The sequence below is a fragment of the Maribacter spongiicola genome, from assembly GCF_004364165.1.
Classification (GTDB): Bacteria; Bacteroidota; Bacteroidia; order Flavobacteriales; family Flavobacteriaceae; genus Maribacter; species Maribacter spongiicola.
On the sequence record NZ_SOAY01000014.1, the window covers coordinates 156815 to 173187 of the forward strand.

Genomic DNA, 16373 nt, shown 5'->3' on the forward strand with positions numbered 1-16373 from the left:
AATTATGTTGGTCGAAATATTTTAATTAGCGCCTTATATAAAGTATCTTTGGGGGAGATTTTAGTAGATCATAAAATAAACACGAACCTGAAAAATAATCTAATAATATAATGAACAACGAACTAGATCAATTAGCAGCCGATAATATAAGGGCATTAGCTGTAGCGATGGTAGAAAAGGCAAACTCTGGACACCCAGGTGGGCCAATGGGAGGCGCAGACTACATGCACATTTTATATTCTGAATTTTTCAACTACGATCCTTCTGATATGAAGTGGCCGTTTCGTGACCGTTTTTTCATGGATGCTGGGCACTTATCTACTTTAATGTACGCTCAGTATTACTTATTGGGTAACTATGCAAAAGACGATATAGCTAATTTTAGACAATGGGGATCGGTAACACCGGGGCACCCAGAGGTTGATGTTGCAAGAGGAATCGAAAATACATCTGGACCATTAGGTCAAGGACATACTATGGGTGTTGGTGCTGCAGTAGCGGCCAACTTTTTGAAGGCACGTTTTGGAGATTGGATGAACCATAAAATTTATGGCTTTATTTCTGATGGAGGTGTACAAGAAGAAATTTCTCAAGGTGCAGGTAGAATTGCAGGTCACTTAGGCTTAAGCAACTTTATCATGTTCTATGATTCTAACGACGTACAGTTATCATCTAAAACCGATGAGGTAACTTCAGAAGATACAGCGAAGAAATATGAAGCATGGGGATGGAAAGTCGTAACTATCGACGGCCATGATCATGATCAAATTAGAAAGGCGTTAACAGATGGCAATGCAGAAACAGATAAGCCAACGTTGATTATCGGTCAAACGATAATGGGTAAAGGTTGTGTAACTGCAGATGGCACTCCATACGAGGGTTATACAGAACTACACGGTAAGCCAATTGGGGATACAGGTGCAGATTATGAAAAGACCTTATTAAACTTAGGTGCAGACGTAGCGAACCCTTTTGATATCTATTCAAAAGTAGAGGAGTACTACGAAGGTATTATCAATAAAAAGAAAGACGAGGCTCAAGCTAAGAAAAGAGAGATTGATGCATGGCGTTCAGAGAATGCTGAGCTATCTGCAAAATTAGACGGTTTCTTAGAAGGTAAATTACCAGACTTAGATTTCAGTTCTGTAGCTCAGAAAGAAGGTCAGGCAACACGTGCAGCATCCTCTAACGTTTTAGCTTACTTAGCACAGAATGTAGAGAATATGATCGTATCATCTGCCGATTTATCTAACAGTGATAAAACAGACGGATTCTTAAAGAAAACACACATTTTAAAGAAAGGTGATTTCTCTGGGGCATTCTTACAAGCAGGTGTAGCAGAATTAACAATGGCAACTATGGCAAACGGTATCGCGCTTCACGGTGGGGTAATGGCGGTAGTAGCAACATTCTTTGTATTCTCTGATTATATGAAACCAGCTATTCGTTTAAGCTGTATTCAAGAATTACCGGTGAAGTTTGTTTGGACACATGATGCCTTTAGAGTAGGTGAGGACGGACCAACACACCAACCAATTGAGCAAGAAGCACAAATACGTTTGTTAGAGAAATTAAAGAACCATAGCCACGAGCAAAGCTTCGTAGCATTGCGACCTGCAGATTCTCAAGAAACAAATGTAGCTTGGAAAATGGCTATTGAAAATCAAAAGACACCAACAGGTCTTATTTTATCAAGACAAGGAATTGGGGACGTACCTGCAAAAAGTGGTAACCGTTACGAGGAAGCATTAGGAGCAGAAAAAGGAGGATACTTAGTACAAGAAGTAGCAGATCCAGATGTAATCTTAATCGCTAATGGTTCTGAGGTATCTACTTTGGTAGCTGCAACAAAATTGTTGGAAGAAAAAGAAGGGTTAAAAGTGAATATTGCTTCTATTCCTTCAGAAGGTTTGTTCAGACAGCAATCTGAAGCATACCAGGAAAAAGTAATTCCGCCGAACAAACCAGTTTTCGGACTTACAGCTGGTTTACCAGTAAACTTGGAAGGTCTGGCAGGAGCTAACGGTAAAGTGTTCGGTTTAGAGCACTTTGGTTACTCTGCACCAGCAAACGTACTTGATGAAAAATTCGGGTTCACCGGAGATCAAGTATACCAACAAGTAGTAGATTTTTTAAAATAAATAATCTTTAGGGCTAGCCCAAAGACATACATTATAAATTTAAAATTAGAAAAAGATGAAATTTTTTATAGATACAGCAAATTTAGACGAGATCAAAGAAGCTCAAGATATGGGTATTTTAGATGGTGTTACAACGAACCCGTCTTTAATGGCAAAAGAAGGAATTAAAGGTGCAGACAACATTTTGGCACATTACAAGAAAATATGTGATGTAGTTGAAGGTGACGTTAGTGCTGAGGTTATTTCTACCGATTATGAAGGTATGATCGCAGAAGGCGAGAAGTTGGTTAAAATTAGCCCGCAGATCGTAATTAAAGTACCTATGATCAAAGAAGGTGTAAAAGCAATTAAGTATTTCTCTGATAAAGGTTACAGAACAAACTGTACATTGGTATTCTCTTCTGGTCAAGCATTATTGGCTGCAAAAGCAGGTGCAACGTACGTATCGCCTTTCATCGGTCGTTTAGATGATATCTCAACTGACGGATTAGGATTGATCGCTGATATTCGTTTGATTTATGATAACTACGGTTATGAAACTCAAATTCTTGCAGCATCTGTACGTCACGTAATGCATATTATCGACTGTGCTAAAATTGGTGCCGATGTTATGACTGGTGGCTTAAGTTCAATTGTCGGACTTTTAAAGCACCCATTAACTGATAGCGGTTTAGAGAAATTCTTAGCTGATTATAATAAAGGAAACTAAGTCGTTAGATTTAGTCTAATTATATAGAAGCCATCACTGAAAAGTGATGGTTTTTTTTGTTTTATATTAGTTGGCATATAAAAGATATAAAGTAACTTGTTACTTTATACAATTGTTGGCAACAAGCTGAAAAAAATCCGAACTATAAATTTAACTATTTTATACATCGAATAAATTCGATGTATTTTTTATATTTGCACAATGGATATTTTGGAAATAAATAAAGCTCTCTCTAACAAAACAAGATTGGAGATATTACAGTGGTTAAAAGAACCTGAAAAGCACTTTGAACCACATCAAGATTTAGGACATTTCAATGATGGTGTATGCGTACAACATATTAGAAAAAAAATGGGATTGTCACAATCAACCATTTCCCACTACCTCTCATTAATGCAAAATGTAGATTTAGTAATACCTACAAGACACGGAAAATGGACTTATTATAAACGCAACGAGAACACAATTAATCGTTATGTTTCCAAAATAACAATGGAATTATAATTTTTTATAATAATAAATCGATAAATACCGAATTATAAATATGATATTTAAAAACAAATAATGGATTTATAGCAAGCGACCTTCAGGACAAGTAAGCGAAGAAAACTATACCTTACATATTGAAGAACTAAATACAACAAACTTGAAAAAAGGAGAAATTGTAGTTAAAGCAAAATATATCAGCGTAGACCCTTATATGCGGATTCAGCAATCTGCACTAAATTCTTGGGAAGTTCCACATCCTTTAGGCGTGGTTCAAGGTTCTGGAATGGCTGGAGAAATTATAGCATCAAATTCTGATACTTTAAAGATTGGCGATTGGGTAAATTGTTATACGGGTTGGCAACAATATGCGATTGTAAAAGATACCGAAGTGCGTTTGCTAGATACCAAAATAGCAACTGTTTCAACATCGTTAGGTATTTTAGGTATGCCAGCTAGAGTTGCCTATTTTGGAATTATTGAAGCTGGAAAAATAAAAACAGGAGAAACAGTAGTTGTATCTGGTGCTGCTGGAGCAGTAGGTTCTACTGTGGTACAAATAGCAAAACTCAAAGGATGTCGTGTTATTGGCATTGCAGGTTCTCAAGAAAAAATGAACTTTTTAGAGCAAGAACTTGATGTGGATGCTACAATAAACTATAAAGAAAATAAGACACAAGAGTCGATGGTAAAGGCATTAAAAACAGCCTGTCCAGAAGGAGTTGATATATACTACGATAATGTTGGTGGAGTTATTACCGATGCTGTTATCGATGTCGTAAACGTTGGTGCTCGAATACTGGTTTGCGGACAGATATCACAATACAATCACGCTTTAGATAAGCCTGAAATGGGACCAAGATTTTTACACAAAGTTCTTTATAAAAGAATAACAATTCAAGGAATATTAGCCAGAGATTATAATGATAGAATGCCTGAAATGATTTCAGAGATGGGATCTTGGGTTAAAGATGGAAAAATTAAATATAAAGAAACTATAATTCAAGGTTTTGAAAAGCTTCCGAAAGCACTTTCAGGACTATTTGATGGCGAAAACACTGGTAAAATGATTGTAAAGGTTTAATGATTTGAATAAAGCCAGTTGCCAACAATGTGTATAATTCATTGCTAGTTATAGCCTACTTACGAAAGTCCTCGCGGACTTTCTATCTGTGATTTATTTGCTAACTTTAGTGCTTAAACACGCAACGAAACCATACACGAACACGTTACCAACAATATGAAAAAACATTTCTTCCTAGTTGCGTTTTTAACCATTTTCACGATTCAGGCGCAAAGATTCGATATAAAGGACTTTAATGAAAAGACAGCAATTGCAGAATGGTTAGTTGATTATGATTTAGCTGCTTGGTGGTCTACAGATTCACTCATGACCAAGGACAAGTCAAGAATTAACCGAATCGGAAAAGAGTGGTTTTGCTTCCAAGATTCAACTCAGACGTGGCATTCTGTTTATGGAAAATATGAAAATGGAGTTTACGACCAAGTTTTTCATTTTATCGTAAAATCAAGTTCTGATGTCAAAGAATCAACAAAAAAAATTAATTCAGAGTTTTTGAATTCTCATGCTAAGGCTCTTAACAAAGCTTTTGAGCAATCGAAAGGAATAAGAGATTCATCCGGACTTAGGTTCAACAACTACATTAGAAAAAATGAAAAAGGGAATTTCAATGTTTACATATTACCTGCTTTCCAGCCAGACGGAACAGCAATTTACGGTGGAGAATTTATTTACGAAATTACCCCTGAAAATCAAATTGTAAATGACCAGAGTTATTATCAAGGTAACTTTAGAGGTTTCAAAACAGACCCGCCAAGAGAAATTTGGATTAATTATCGGGAATTGGAAAAACCATCTTTGGGGAGTGTTTTCTTCGCTTGGTATTACCAACCGTACTTTACAAAAATTGTTATCGATAATAAAGAAAGTTTTTCAACTCCATTCAAAGGTGGAACAGAATGGACGTGGATTCATGCGGAAAAGGACTTGAAAAAAGAGGCAAAAGCGAAACGCAAAGAAGAGCGTAAAAAGAAAAAACAGCGCGAATAAAATACTGTTGGTAACAATGGCTATAATTAATGCGGACTTCGGTCTTTACGCCAAGGTCTGTGTATATTTATAAAGTCGCAAAATCTTTGGGATTTTGCATTTGAACAAAAAAAAGAAAAAACAAAACCAAAAGCTTTTGCTTAGCGCGAGACAGGAAATCCGCTGGATTTCCGCCCCGCACTAATCATAGCCGAGACGTTGTGTGCAATTTCCTGAATCAAGAAACTATATCAAATTTTATGTAAGAAAATTATACTAGATTTAACTGTTAGTCAGAAATAAGAGAATATGAATTTAAAAGAACTATTGAATATTGCAAAATCGGAATTAACGGATATGACAACTCTTAGTAATCCTGATTTTCGATTAGAACAAGCGGAATTTTTTAAAGATGAAAAATGCTGGGAAATAGTAGTTTCCTATCTAGTTGAAAATACTAATCCAAAAAATTCACCATTAGCAGCCATTACATCGGAATTCAAGTATCATCGGATTTACAAAAAACTAAAAATAGATGAAAATAAAAATGTTGTTGGATTTTTTATGTGGGAAAATTAATGAAACTGATTGACACTAATTCATTAATAATTTTGTTAGTTGGACTTATTGACCCTAAACTAATTCAGAAACATAAACGGACTTCAATTTACGAAGAGCAAGATTTTAATGATTTATTATCTTTTATCGGAGATATCGAAAAGTTAGTTGTAATTCCGAATGTTTGGACTGAGGTAGACAACCTTTTAAACAACTTTAATCGCGGTCATAAAGAAAGATATATCGAAGAAATTACTAAAACAATAAAAATTACAACCGAAAAATTTTTAGAATCTAAAACAGCGATTGAAAGTATTGGTTTCCTTGATTTAGGTTTAACAGACTCCTTGTTATTAGAATATTCTAAAGAATGTGAATTACTTATTACCTCTGACTCAAAACTTTCGGATTATGCAATTGCAAGTGGAGTAACTGTTTTTGATTTAGTAAAAAATAGAAATGAAAGAATATAAAAACTGCACACAACAAAGCCTATAAAACATAGCTAATTCGGGCTTTCCGAGAGGTTCGTCAGTATTTTCCAAAACCGCCAAATTTACAATTTGACGATTTAAAAGAAAAAAGTTAAAGCGAAAATTGTAAATTTAGCTAAGCGATATTCCGAAAGGTTCGTGCTTTTTTGCACGCTACGTTTCATAGCCCAAACGTTGGCAGTAATTAGACAAAGTTGAACATAACCATTATTGAGACTTGAATAAATAAGTATGACAACAACAACATTTCTAACATTTGTAGGCGACCAATGTGGAAAGGCTGTGGAAGCGATAAGCTTTTACACTTCCATCTTTCCGAATTCGGAAATTAAAAGCATAAAAAAATACTCGGAAGGAGAAGCAGGAGGTACACCTGAGCTTATTAAATATGGAGTATTTACATTAAATGGAACTGATTATATGGTTTCTGAAAGTAATTATAATCACGCTTGGTCATTTACACCTGCAGTTTCACTTTTTATATGTGACAATTCTGATGATTTGATACGAACACTTTTCGAAAAGCTTTCTTCAAATGGTGGTCAGGTGATGGTTCCTTTAGACAGCTACAAAGGTGATGGAGATTACGGATTCGGCAAGAAGTTCGGATGGTGCCAAGACAAATATGGTATATCGTGGCAATTTGTACTTACTGAATAACCAACTATAAGAAAACTATCGAAATATAAAATAACTACTGCCAACAAAACCTAAACGTAATGCGGACTTTAGGGTTTAAAGCCAAGGTCTATGTATATTTATAATGTCGCTAAATCTTATGGATTTAGCTTTGGACAAGAAAAAATAAAACTAAACAATAAGCTTTAGCTTCGTGCGCAGACGGAAACGAAAAGTTTCCTTGCCTCCGCACTGCGCTTAGCTCAAGCGTTGTGTGGCATTAGCGAAGTGAATAACTAATGAAAAAAATATATATGAATATTAGAGTTGGAAAAACAATACCGTCTTTTATTACTGTGTTATCTTTTTTTATCATCATGAGTTGTGAAAATGTACAAGAATCTGAAAAACTTAATGTTCTACTAATTTGTATAGACGACCTTCGTCCAGAATTGAAAAGCTTTGGAAAAAAATATATTAGTTCACCAAACATTGACTCATTAGCCACAAAGGGAATGACATTTCAGAAACATTTCGTCAATGCTCCTAGCTGTGGACCGTCCAGATATACCTTGTTAACAGGTAAGTTTGGTCCAGCAACAAACGACGCCCTTTTTCGTAGAGCAAGGAAAATAAACAAAGACACTCAGGGAATAGATAAAAGTATGCCTGAGTGGTTTAAAAAAAATGGTTATACAACAGTTTCAGTTGGTAAAGTTTCTCATCACCCAGGGGGGAGAGGTGGCAAGAATTGGAATGATAGTACAAAAATTGAAATGCCAAATGCTTGGGATAAAAATCTTATGCCAGTAGGCGAATGGGAACATCCGCGCGGAATGATGCACGGACTAGCGAATGGAGAGATTCGAATAAAATCAAATGATATGGATGTTTTTCAATCTGCAGAAGGAGACGATAATATCTATCCCGATGGTGTTATTACAGATGAAGCTGTGAAACAACTAAGAAAACTTGCTACCAAAAACGAAAAACCTTTTTTTCTTGCCTTTGGAATTATAAAACCTCACCTACCTTTTGGAGCACCAAAATCTTATTATGACAAATACGATAGAATTGAGCTTCCAGAAATAAAACACCCTCAAAAACCAACAGGGAAAACCACATGGCATGGGTCTAATGAGTTTATGAAATATAATCATTGGGGTAAAAATCCTAACAAAGATATTGATTTTGCTAATGAAGTACGTCGTCATTATGCTGCAAGTGTTAGTTATGCAGATGCTCAAGTAGGTAAAATCCTTGCAGAGTTGAAAAGAACTGGAGCAGATAAAAACACTATCGTTGTACTTTGGGGTGACCATGGTTGGCACTTGGGAGAACACGCAATTTGGGGGAAGCATAGTTTGTTCGAAGAATCCTTACATGCACCTTTAATAATTTACTTTCCTAAAATGAAGCATCAAGGATTTAACACAGATGCCATTGTGGAAACACTAGATATCTTTCCTACCCTATGCGATTTAACAGGCATTGAAATTCCTCAATATACCCATGGTGAATCGCTGAAAAACATATTAGAAAATCCTAGCACCTCTGGTCATACTTCCATAGCATACACAAATAAAGCTTCAACCATTAGAACATCAACGCATAGAATGACACTTCATCAGGATGGTTTTGTAGAGTTATATGACCATACTACTGCTGATAAGGAAACCAAAAATATAGCGGATAGTCATCCTAATTTAGTTGAAGAGTTAAAGTATGCGTTAAAAGCTAAATTAAAGTAATATATAACAACGCCACACAACAATGTATAAAAATAATAGCGGTTTTATCGCCAAATTGAATGTAATGAAATATAAAAAAGGTCTGTGTTTAACGGAAAAGTTAGTGCGTGAAAATCCGCTACTATTCTTATACTAGACCGTTACCAACAATAATGGTATGCTAAATGAACATCGAGCTAAAAGAAATATCATCATTTTTTGAAACCGAATATCCGTTAAATAAAGATGGCTTACGGAAGTTACTTTCGTTATTCACATTAGAAAATAGAAAAAAAGGAACGCAAATTCTTAACGCAGGAACAGAAGAAAAAAAATTAAGGTTTTTGAATAAAGGTGTAATAAGAGAATATTACGCAACTTCAGATAAAGAGACCAACATTAACTTCTATACCGAACCTCAATTTATTACGGATTTAACATCTTTTAACGCCAATTCTGCAACGAAAAAATATCAAGAGGCTTTAACTGATGTTGAACTTCTTGCAATCGACAAAAGTTCCTTTAGAAAACTGCTAAATGAGTACGACTGTGGAAAATCCTTTATAGATTTATCATTTCAACGATTGTTAAGAAACAAGGAACTTTTCGAATACAACAGGATAACCAAAAGTCCAGAAGAACTTTACAATGAACTTTTCATTTACAGACCAAATTGGCTCGAAAAAATCCCACAATATCATATTGCTTCTTACTTAAATATTACACCCGAAACTTTAAGCCGAATCCGTAAACGTATTTCTTGATTCAAATCAATGAATAGCATACTATGACATTCTAATTTTGAATCTTAAAACAAAATTATGAAAATACATCACTTACGAAATGCCACAATGGTTATAGAAATTAAGGACCAATTTATTTTAGTTGACCCAATGTTAGGAAAAAAAGGAACTGCTGGACCAACTTTTACTCTTTTTAGATTTAAACCAAAAAGAAATCCAATTCTTGATTTACCTGCTAATGCTATGGATATAGTAAATAAAACAACACATTGTCTTATTACTCATTTACATCCTGACCATTTAGACAAAAAAGCAGAGAAATTTTTAAAATCAAATAACACACCAATTACTTGTAGTACTAAAGACAAAAAAACACTTAAAAAACGAGGTTTAAATGTTGTTAACACAGTAAATTATTGGGAAGAATCCAAATTTTTAGATGGAAGTATAACAGGTATACCAGCAAAGCACGGTTACGGTTTTGTAGCTAAACCAATGGGAAATGTAATGGGTTTCTATATACAAATTCCAAATGAAAAAACCATTTATTTAAGCGCTGACACTATTTACACAGATAATGTAGATAAAGTTTTAAAGCAATACAAACCAGAGGTTAATGTTGTTGCTTGCGGAACAGCACAGTTAGATATTTTTAAGCCATTATTAATGACAATGGACGATATTATAAAATTTACCAAAAACGCCACAGGAACTGTTATAGCAAATCATTTGGAAGCTGTTAATCATTGTCCGACTACAAGAACGCAATTAGCAAATGAGCTTGAAAGACAAGGGCTATTGGAAAAAACAAGAATTCCGAATGATGGAGAAACAATTGTAATTGGTTAAAGCCAGTAGCCAATAAAGAACTGAGGTAATAAACAAACAAATTCTTCTTTGATCTGAGACAATATTATTCTAGCCTCATAGATTCAAAAAACAGATTCTTGAGCTTTTTTTTATTCAGTTTATCTGTTATTTAACTAGGCAATACAGAAACGTAAGTTCATTAAAAGACAGCGGTTTAGAGAAGTTTTAGGCAGATTACCAAAAAGAAAACCAAACCGTAAGATTTATGCTATTGATATAGAAAATCATCACTGAAAAGTGATGGTTTTTTTATTTTATATTAGTTGGCATATAAGATGAATATAGTAACTTGTTATCTCACATTATTATAGGCAGATCTTTAAGCATAGAGAGGAATGAGAAAATACATGGTTGTAGAAAAGTTTAAACCTAATTGTTTGGAGAAAAACAATGAATTATGGAATAAGAAAGGAAGAATGCTTCCTGAGGGACTTTACTATTTAAATTCTTGGGTTAATAAAGAAGAAAGTATTTGTTTTCAACTTATGGAAACAAATACACCTGAATTGTTTGATGAGTGGACTAATAAATGGAAAGAATATACCGATTTTGAAATTTTCCCAATAGATTGAAGCCTTTTAAAGAATGCTGAAGTAAACCGTGTAAAATCGTTTAATTATTATTTTTGAAAACATAAAATTTGAAAGCATTACACACCTATTTTAACACCATTTCAGCCATTGAAGAGTCTACCTGGCTTACGGTGAAAAGTATTTTTAGGGAATACTCATTAAAAAAAGGAGACTATTTTGTTGAAAGTGGTGATATTGCTACAAAAGTGGGTTTTCTTAGAAAAGGGGTAATTAGAGCCTTTTATCGAAATAATGAAGGCTCAGAATACAATAAACACTTCTTTGTTGAAAATAATATGGTTGGGGGTTATTCTTCATTGGTAAGTCAGCAACCAAATACTATAAATCAACAAGCACTTACAGATTGTGAATTGCTCATTGGTGAGTACTCAAAAATAACTGCACTGTTGAATCAGCACCAAGATTTGGAAAGGCTTTTAAGAAAGATGGCTGAAGGTTATTTTGTAGACAAAGAAAAACGTGAAGTAGAAATAGTACTATTAGATGCCAATAAACGATATGCAATATTTCAAAAAGAATATCCTCAATTAGAACAATTAATTCCTCAATACCATATCGCATCTTACCTTGGTATTACCCCAACACAACTTAGCCGTATTAGAAGTCAGAAATAACTTAGGCTTGATTTCTTTACATATGTAAATGTATTCCAGTAAAGGGTATACTTACTTTGTCTCATCATTTAATTATTAAATATGACACAAAGAATAATTTCTATTGTATTGCTAACAGTTTTGTTGGCGTGTACAGAATCAGAAAATGTAACCACTCAAAAAACGAATACGATGACAAAGAAAGCAATCAGTTTTATTAATCCTGATCAATTGTTCAATCCGCGACAAAATGGATTTTCACATATTGTAAAAATTCCCCAAGGAAATGAACACTATTATTTTTCAGGTCAATGGGCTTCTGACACTAACGGTAAATTAGTTTCCGAAGACTTTAAAGAACAAGTGAAAAAGACAGTAGCTAATGTAAAAACTGCTCTTGATGCGGCAGGGTTATCATTAAATGATGTAGTAAAACAAACAGTTTATATTGTAGATTTTACACCAGAGAAAAAAGAAATACTAATTGAAGTTGCGTCTAAAGAATGGAGGGTGAAAAATTTTCCGGCGAGTACCATAGTGCCGGTGCCACTTCTCGCTACAGCCCCTAATTGTTTAATAGAAATTGAAATTATTGCAGCTAAGTAGAATTATGAAAACACTAATCTTGATTACGTTTTTTATGGTAAGTATAACACTTTCATCACAACACAAAAAAGTATTATTTGTTCTAAGTGCGGCAGATACCTTAAAACTTAATGACGGACAAAAACTGCGACAAACAGGCGTATTCTTAAATGAGTTTTACCTGGCTTATAAATCTGTAGTTGCGCATGGATATAAGGTAGAGTTTGCAACACCTAACGGACTCATTTCTACGATTGATGAAGAAAGTATAGACGAGAAATACTGGAAGAACCAGATAGAAGTCAAGAGTGAAGCGTTAGCGTTTGTTAAAAGTGATAGTGCTTTTAAAAGCCCTATAAACCTTGAAAAAGCAATTGAAAACGCAGGTGATTATATTGGATTGGTCATTCCTGGTGGACAAGGATTGATGATGGACTTAATGTATAATGAACATATACCAACTTTGTTAATGAAATTTGCAAAAGACAATAAACCTACGGGACTCATTTGTCATGCTCCAAGCTTACTACTTACTATTCCTAAGGTTGATAATCCATACATTGGCTACAAAGTCAATTCCGTTTCTCCATTAGAAGAATTTGTTATTGAAAAATTTATAATGAAAGGCAAACCGAAGAATAGAAAAATAGCCAAACAGTTAAAGAAACTAGGTTTGAAATATAGAAGTGGTTTGCCGAAAGCAAATTTCGCAGTAAAGGATAGGAATTTGGTAACCAGTCAAAATCCTTTTTCGAGTAGTAGATTTAATGCACTTTATTTGCAAACTTTAAATGAATATTAAATCTATGTATCATTACTAGATAATTGCTTAGCTTATTTAGTTTAAAACCATCACAGAAAAGTGATGGTTTTTTGTTTTATATTAGTGAAGGTAGCAATTGAGTGTAGGTAAACAGCATTTTTATAGCATATTCTAGAAACGAATTAAATGATAGAATTTATAGTTTCAACTTTAGTAGAGTTTGGGTTACTACGTGAAGATTATAAACATCGAAAGCGAATCGGTAAAAAGGAAAAAGATGACGGAATAAAAAGACCGATACAAAAAATATTTATGCAACCAAGTATGTTAGTTATTATTATCATCTTAGTAATCACATGTATAAGTTCCTTTCTTTTTTTTACCTATCAAAGTAGATCCATTTATCCTGAAAAGACAAAAAATGAGATTTTTGAAATGAGCGATAGAATGGAAAATTGGTATGAGAAATTTGCTGTTTATCCAGTAGACCTAAATGAGTTAATTGGAAATAGTCCAATAAGGCAAGAATGGCAAACAGATGCATGGAATCGGGCATACAAGTTTGAAATAACGAATGATGGTAAGAGGTATTTAATTATATCTGCTGGTTCTGATGGAAAATTTGGAACTGAAGATGATATCAATTCAAATTAAACGGTACAAGAAAAATTACCTATGAATTTTAGACTAAGTACAGAAAACGGACTTTTTAAATGAAGATAAAACTTCAGAGCTTTTTAAATATATCTGTCTTTTCATATAATACAATGCCATCAAAATCTTAAAAGTATGGCTTGCATCAATAAATTTAATATATCAAAGTAAATTGCTTAGCTTTAGTCAGCTGTCATTTAGTTTATTACAGATTAGAAAATGACAATTCATTTATAGCTTTTCAAATAAATTAAACCACTGTTACCCAATGAAAGACTTGAAATATCTAGCTGCATTTTCTTTGCCCTTAGTTGCCTTTATAGGTTTATACTTTAAAGGTATTTTTACCTTTCTTACGCCTTTTTATGCATTTGTAATAATTCCCATTTTAGAGCTTTTACTTCCTGTAGAAACTTCCAATTTAAATGAAGCTGAAGTAGAAGATAAACTAAAACGAAAAGTTTTTGATTGGCTTCTGTATCTCAATTTACCGGTTATTGTTGGGTTGTTACTATGGAGTTTTTACACTGTGAATACGCAAAATCTTGCTACATATGAATTTTTAGGTTTAATTTTTTCAGTAGGCATAGTTCTAGGTACTAACGGAATAAATGTAGCTCACGAACTTGGTCATCGACAAAGTACCAACGAGCGTTTTATTGGTAAGGCTTTGCTATTACCTAGTTACTACATGCATTTTTATATTGAACATAATTTCGGTCATCATTTACATGCTGCAACACCTGAAGATCCAGCTACTGCCAGATACAATCAAAGTGTGTATTCTTTTTGGTTTACTTCAAGTATTCGGCAATACTTTAATGCCTGGAAAATTCAGAAAAGACTGTTGAAGAGTAATAACCAAGGTTTATTATCCTTTAAAAACGATATGCTTTGGTATACTTTTTTCCAGATGATGTACTTAGGGGCTATATTATTTTTCTTCGGGCCAAAAGTGCTACTGTTTGGACTGTTATCAGGTATCGTTGGTTTCATTATGCTTGAAACTGTAAACTATATCGAACATTATGGTTTATTGCGACATAAAACCAAATCTGGTCGATATGAGCGTGTTCGCGAAATGCACTCTTGGAACTCCAATCACGTAGTAGGGCGAATTGTTTTGTATGAGTTGACCAGACACAGTGATCACCATTATAAATCTTCAAAAAAATATCAAATATTAGATTGCCACGATGAGAGTCCGCAAATGGCATATGGGTATCCCACATCTATGGTACTCTCTTTATGTCCGCCATTATGGTTTGCAATCATGAATAAGCGGGTACCTAAAGATATGATAGTCTAATAGTTGATATGCCAAACGTTTGTAAGTTGATATTTTCTATAACAATGATAACTACTAATCTCATATAGGTTAGTTCTAAAAAAAAGATAAAAAATGAACATTAAAAACATTTCATTAACGGTAAGTATTCTTGGGCTTTTAACACTAATAGCAGTAGTAATTATAGAGCTGACCAATGCTAGTATGAACAATGGTTTTTTATCACCGTTGGGTATGGGGCTATGCTCTGTTGGTCTCATTTTATATGCAGTCTACGAAATGAAAAATAACGGTAAGATTAAGTTTTAAAAAGAAGTTTGTTATTTCTAGCCTAGCGATAATCAAGCTAAATTTATGATATGAATAAAACCTTGGTTCATCTTAGAAAACAACTACATCAAAATCCTGAACTTTCAGGTAATGAGTATAACACAGCAAAATGTATTGTTGAATTTGTAAAGCAATATAACCCTACGGAAATTATTAGCGGTATTGGCGGGACAGGGGTAGCGGTAGTTTATGAATTTGATAAAGACGGTGCAACTATTGTTATTCGTTGCGAGTTAGATGCCTTGCCAATAATCGAAGAAAATACATTTGCGCATAAGTCTGATAATTACGGAGTATCGCATAAATGTGGTCATGACGGTCATATGGCAATTGTTGCTGGTTTAGCTGAATGGTTGTCATTGGCTGAGTTCAATAAAGGAAAAGTGGTATTACTTTTTCAACCGGCAGAAGAAACAGGAAAAGGAGCTGCTAAAGTTTTAGAAGATGAGCGATTTTTAAATCTCGATTCTGATTATGTTTTTGCGCTTCATAATCTTCCCGGAGAAAAGATGCATTCTGTCATCGTAAAATCAGGTTTCTTTACGGCTACGGTACAAAGCTTCAGAATTCAATTAACAGGAAAGAAATCGCATGCGTCTGAGCCAGAAAATGGATTGAACCCTGCAATGGCAGTTGCAGAATTAATTCAAGTACTAAGTATATTTGCGAACCCAAATGCTAATAATGAAAACTTTGCGCTGTTGACTCCCATTTGTATTGATTTAGGAGAAAAAAATTACGGAATTTCTCCTGAAAATGCAGAACTACATTATACCATACGCACTTGGAGCGGTGAAGTAATGACCGCTTTAGAAAATCAAATAAAACAAGCGGTAAGTGAAATTTCAAACACTCATAAATTAAAAGCAGAAATAGCTTGGTTCGAGTATTTTCCGGCTTCCGACAATAATAGCGAGTGTGTTGCTATGATTGAAAAAGTAGCGAATCTAAATCAGGTTGCATTAGTTGAACATCCAAAGTCATTAAAATTCGGAGAGGATTTTGGTTGGTTTTCGTCAAAATATAAAAGTGCTATTTTCGGATTAGGAGCAGGGGAAGATCAGCCAGCATTACATCATTCCGATTACGATTTTCCCGATGAACTCATAGATACGGGGCTTTTAATGTTTAAAGGTTTAATTGCCGATATTTTAGGAAAATAGGTATC

At 34.1% G+C, this 16373-nt stretch carries 19 protein-coding genes; all 19 read left to right on the forward strand.

Annotated features, from left to right (window positions below; genetic code table 11):
- Positions 1-110 precede the first annotated feature (110 nt).
- Positions 111-2141 carry a transketolase family protein gene (locus tag CLV90_RS16655; protein WP_133688649.1) on the forward strand — a complete coding sequence of 677 codons (2031 nt, stop codon included), beginning with the start codon at positions 111-113 and terminating at the stop codon, positions 2139-2141.
- A gap of 55 nt (positions 2142-2196) precedes the next feature.
- Entirely contained in the window at positions 2197-2850 is a 654-nt protein-coding gene (fsa, locus tag CLV90_RS16660; protein ID WP_133688650.1) for a fructose-6-phosphate aldolase, read from the forward strand.
- Between the two features lie 201 nt (positions 2851-3051).
- A complete protein-coding gene (locus CLV90_RS16665) occupies positions 3052-3354 on the forward strand; it encodes an ArsR/SmtB family transcription factor (protein ID WP_133688651.1) in 303 nt (100 codons plus the stop codon).
- A gap of 64 nt (positions 3355-3418) precedes the next feature.
- On the forward strand, positions 3419-4420 hold the full coding sequence (locus CLV90_RS16670) for an NADP-dependent oxidoreductase (RefSeq protein WP_279586553.1): 1002 nt from the start codon (positions 3419-3421) through the stop codon (positions 4418-4420).
- Between the two features lie 156 nt (positions 4421-4576).
- Complete coding sequence (locus CLV90_RS16675) at positions 4577-5407, forward strand: hypothetical protein (protein WP_133688652.1); 831 nt, start codon at positions 4577-4579, stop codon at positions 5405-5407.
- A 288-nt stretch (positions 5408-5695) separates the two neighbouring features.
- Complete coding sequence (locus CLV90_RS16680) at positions 5696-5965, forward strand: hypothetical protein (RefSeq protein ID WP_133688653.1); 270 nt, start codon at positions 5696-5698, stop codon at positions 5963-5965.
- Complete coding sequence (locus CLV90_RS16685; RefSeq protein WP_133688654.1) at positions 5965-6417, forward strand: PIN domain-containing protein; 453 nt, start codon at positions 5965-5967, stop codon at positions 6415-6417. The genes CLV90_RS16680 and CLV90_RS16685 overlap by 1 nt, the downstream gene beginning before the upstream one ends.
- 252 nt (positions 6418-6669) lie before the next feature.
- On the forward strand, positions 6670-7098 hold the full coding sequence (locus tag CLV90_RS16690; protein WP_133688655.1) for a VOC family protein: 429 nt from the start codon (positions 6670-6672) through the stop codon (positions 7096-7098).
- A 272-nt stretch (positions 7099-7370) separates the two neighbouring features.
- Complete coding sequence (locus CLV90_RS16695; protein WP_133688656.1) at positions 7371-8807, forward strand: sulfatase; 1437 nt, start codon at positions 7371-7373, stop codon at positions 8805-8807.
- Between the two features lie 164 nt (positions 8808-8971).
- A complete protein-coding gene (locus CLV90_RS16700) occupies positions 8972-9550 on the forward strand; it encodes a Crp/Fnr family transcriptional regulator (protein ID WP_133688657.1) in 579 nt (192 codons plus the stop codon).
- A 57-nt stretch (positions 9551-9607) separates the two neighbouring features.
- Positions 9608-10378 (forward strand): MBL fold metallo-hydrolase, encoded by a 771-nt coding sequence (locus CLV90_RS16705; RefSeq protein ID WP_133688658.1) that lies wholly within the window; start codon positions 9608-9610, stop codon positions 10376-10378.
- A 356-nt stretch (positions 10379-10734) separates the two neighbouring features.
- Positions 10735-10971 (forward strand): DUF3303 domain-containing protein, encoded by a 237-nt coding sequence (locus CLV90_RS16710; protein ID WP_133688659.1) that lies wholly within the window; start codon positions 10735-10737, stop codon positions 10969-10971.
- 68 nt (positions 10972-11039) lie between these two features.
- On the forward strand, positions 11040-11606 hold the full coding sequence (locus CLV90_RS16715; protein WP_133688660.1) for a Crp/Fnr family transcriptional regulator: 567 nt from the start codon (positions 11040-11042) through the stop codon (positions 11604-11606).
- An 81-nt stretch (positions 11607-11687) separates the two neighbouring features.
- On the forward strand, positions 11688-12191 hold the full coding sequence (locus CLV90_RS16720) for a RidA family protein (protein ID WP_133688661.1): 504 nt from the start codon (positions 11688-11690) through the stop codon (positions 12189-12191).
- Between the two features lie 4 nt (positions 12192-12195).
- Positions 12196-12972 (forward strand): DJ-1/PfpI family protein, encoded by a 777-nt coding sequence (locus CLV90_RS16725; protein WP_208295140.1) that lies wholly within the window; start codon positions 12196-12198, stop codon positions 12970-12972.
- A gap of 147 nt (positions 12973-13119) precedes the next feature.
- Positions 13120-13587: a type II secretion system protein GspG gene (locus CLV90_RS16730; protein WP_133688662.1), complete on the forward strand. Its 468-nt coding sequence runs from the start codon at positions 13120-13122 to the stop codon at positions 13585-13587.
- A 268-nt stretch (positions 13588-13855) separates the two neighbouring features.
- On the forward strand, positions 13856-14896 hold the full coding sequence (locus CLV90_RS16735; RefSeq protein ID WP_133688663.1) for an alkane 1-monooxygenase: 1041 nt from the start codon (positions 13856-13858) through the stop codon (positions 14894-14896).
- Positions 14897-14989: 93 nt separating this feature from the next.
- Positions 14990-15184 (forward strand): hypothetical protein, encoded by a 195-nt coding sequence (locus CLV90_RS16740; protein ID WP_133688664.1) that lies wholly within the window; start codon positions 14990-14992, stop codon positions 15182-15184.
- Between the two features lie 50 nt (positions 15185-15234).
- Entirely contained in the window at positions 15235-16368 is a 1134-nt protein-coding gene (locus CLV90_RS16745) for an amidohydrolase (protein ID WP_133688665.1), read from the forward strand.
- Positions 16369-16373: the final 5 nt, after the last annotated feature.

What these genes read in the sequence shown, in the direction of transcription:
- CLV90_RS16690 (WP_133688655.1), top strand. Translation starts at nt 6,670, where the DNA reads ATGACAACAACAACATTTCTAACATTTGTAGGCGACCAATGTGGAAAG.
- CLV90_RS16685 (WP_133688654.1), top strand. Translation starts at nt 5,965, where the DNA reads ATGAAACTGATTGACACTAATTCATTAATAATTTTGTTAGTTGGACTT.
- CLV90_RS16655 (WP_133688649.1), top strand. Translation starts at nt 111, where the DNA reads ATGAACAACGAACTAGATCAATTAGCAGCCGATAATATAAGGGCATTA.
- fsa (WP_133688650.1), top strand. Translation starts at nt 2,197, where the DNA reads ATGAAATTTTTTATAGATACAGCAAATTTAGACGAGATCAAAGAAGCT.
- CLV90_RS16730 (WP_133688662.1), top strand. Translation starts at nt 13,120, where the DNA reads ATGATAGAATTTATAGTTTCAACTTTAGTAGAGTTTGGGTTACTACGT.
- CLV90_RS16725 (WP_208295140.1), top strand. Translation starts at nt 12,196, where the DNA reads ATGAAAACACTAATCTTGATTACGTTTTTTATGGTAAGTATAACACTT.
- CLV90_RS16665 (WP_133688651.1), top strand. Translation starts at nt 3,052, where the DNA reads ATGGATATTTTGGAAATAAATAAAGCTCTCTCTAACAAAACAAGATTG.
- CLV90_RS16700 (WP_133688657.1), top strand. Translation starts at nt 8,972, where the DNA reads ATGAACATCGAGCTAAAAGAAATATCATCATTTTTTGAAACCGAATAT.
- CLV90_RS16720 (WP_133688661.1), top strand. Translation starts at nt 11,688, where the DNA reads ATGACACAAAGAATAATTTCTATTGTATTGCTAACAGTTTTGTTGGCG.
- CLV90_RS16680 (WP_133688653.1), top strand. Translation starts at nt 5,696, where the DNA reads ATGAATTTAAAAGAACTATTGAATATTGCAAAATCGGAATTAACGGAT.
- CLV90_RS16705 (WP_133688658.1), top strand. Translation starts at nt 9,608, where the DNA reads ATGAAAATACATCACTTACGAAATGCCACAATGGTTATAGAAATTAAG.
- CLV90_RS16745 (WP_133688665.1), top strand. Translation starts at nt 15,235, where the DNA reads ATGAATAAAACCTTGGTTCATCTTAGAAAACAACTACATCAAAATCCT.
- CLV90_RS16695 (WP_133688656.1), top strand. Translation starts at nt 7,371, where the DNA reads ATGAATATTAGAGTTGGAAAAACAATACCGTCTTTTATTACTGTGTTA.
- CLV90_RS16710 (WP_133688659.1), top strand. Translation starts at nt 10,735, where the DNA reads ATGAGAAAATACATGGTTGTAGAAAAGTTTAAACCTAATTGTTTGGAG.
- CLV90_RS16735 (WP_133688663.1), top strand. Translation starts at nt 13,856, where the DNA reads ATGAAAGACTTGAAATATCTAGCTGCATTTTCTTTGCCCTTAGTTGCC.
- CLV90_RS16675 (WP_133688652.1), top strand. Translation starts at nt 4,577, where the DNA reads ATGAAAAAACATTTCTTCCTAGTTGCGTTTTTAACCATTTTCACGATT.
- CLV90_RS16740 (WP_133688664.1), top strand. Translation starts at nt 14,990, where the DNA reads ATGAACATTAAAAACATTTCATTAACGGTAAGTATTCTTGGGCTTTTA.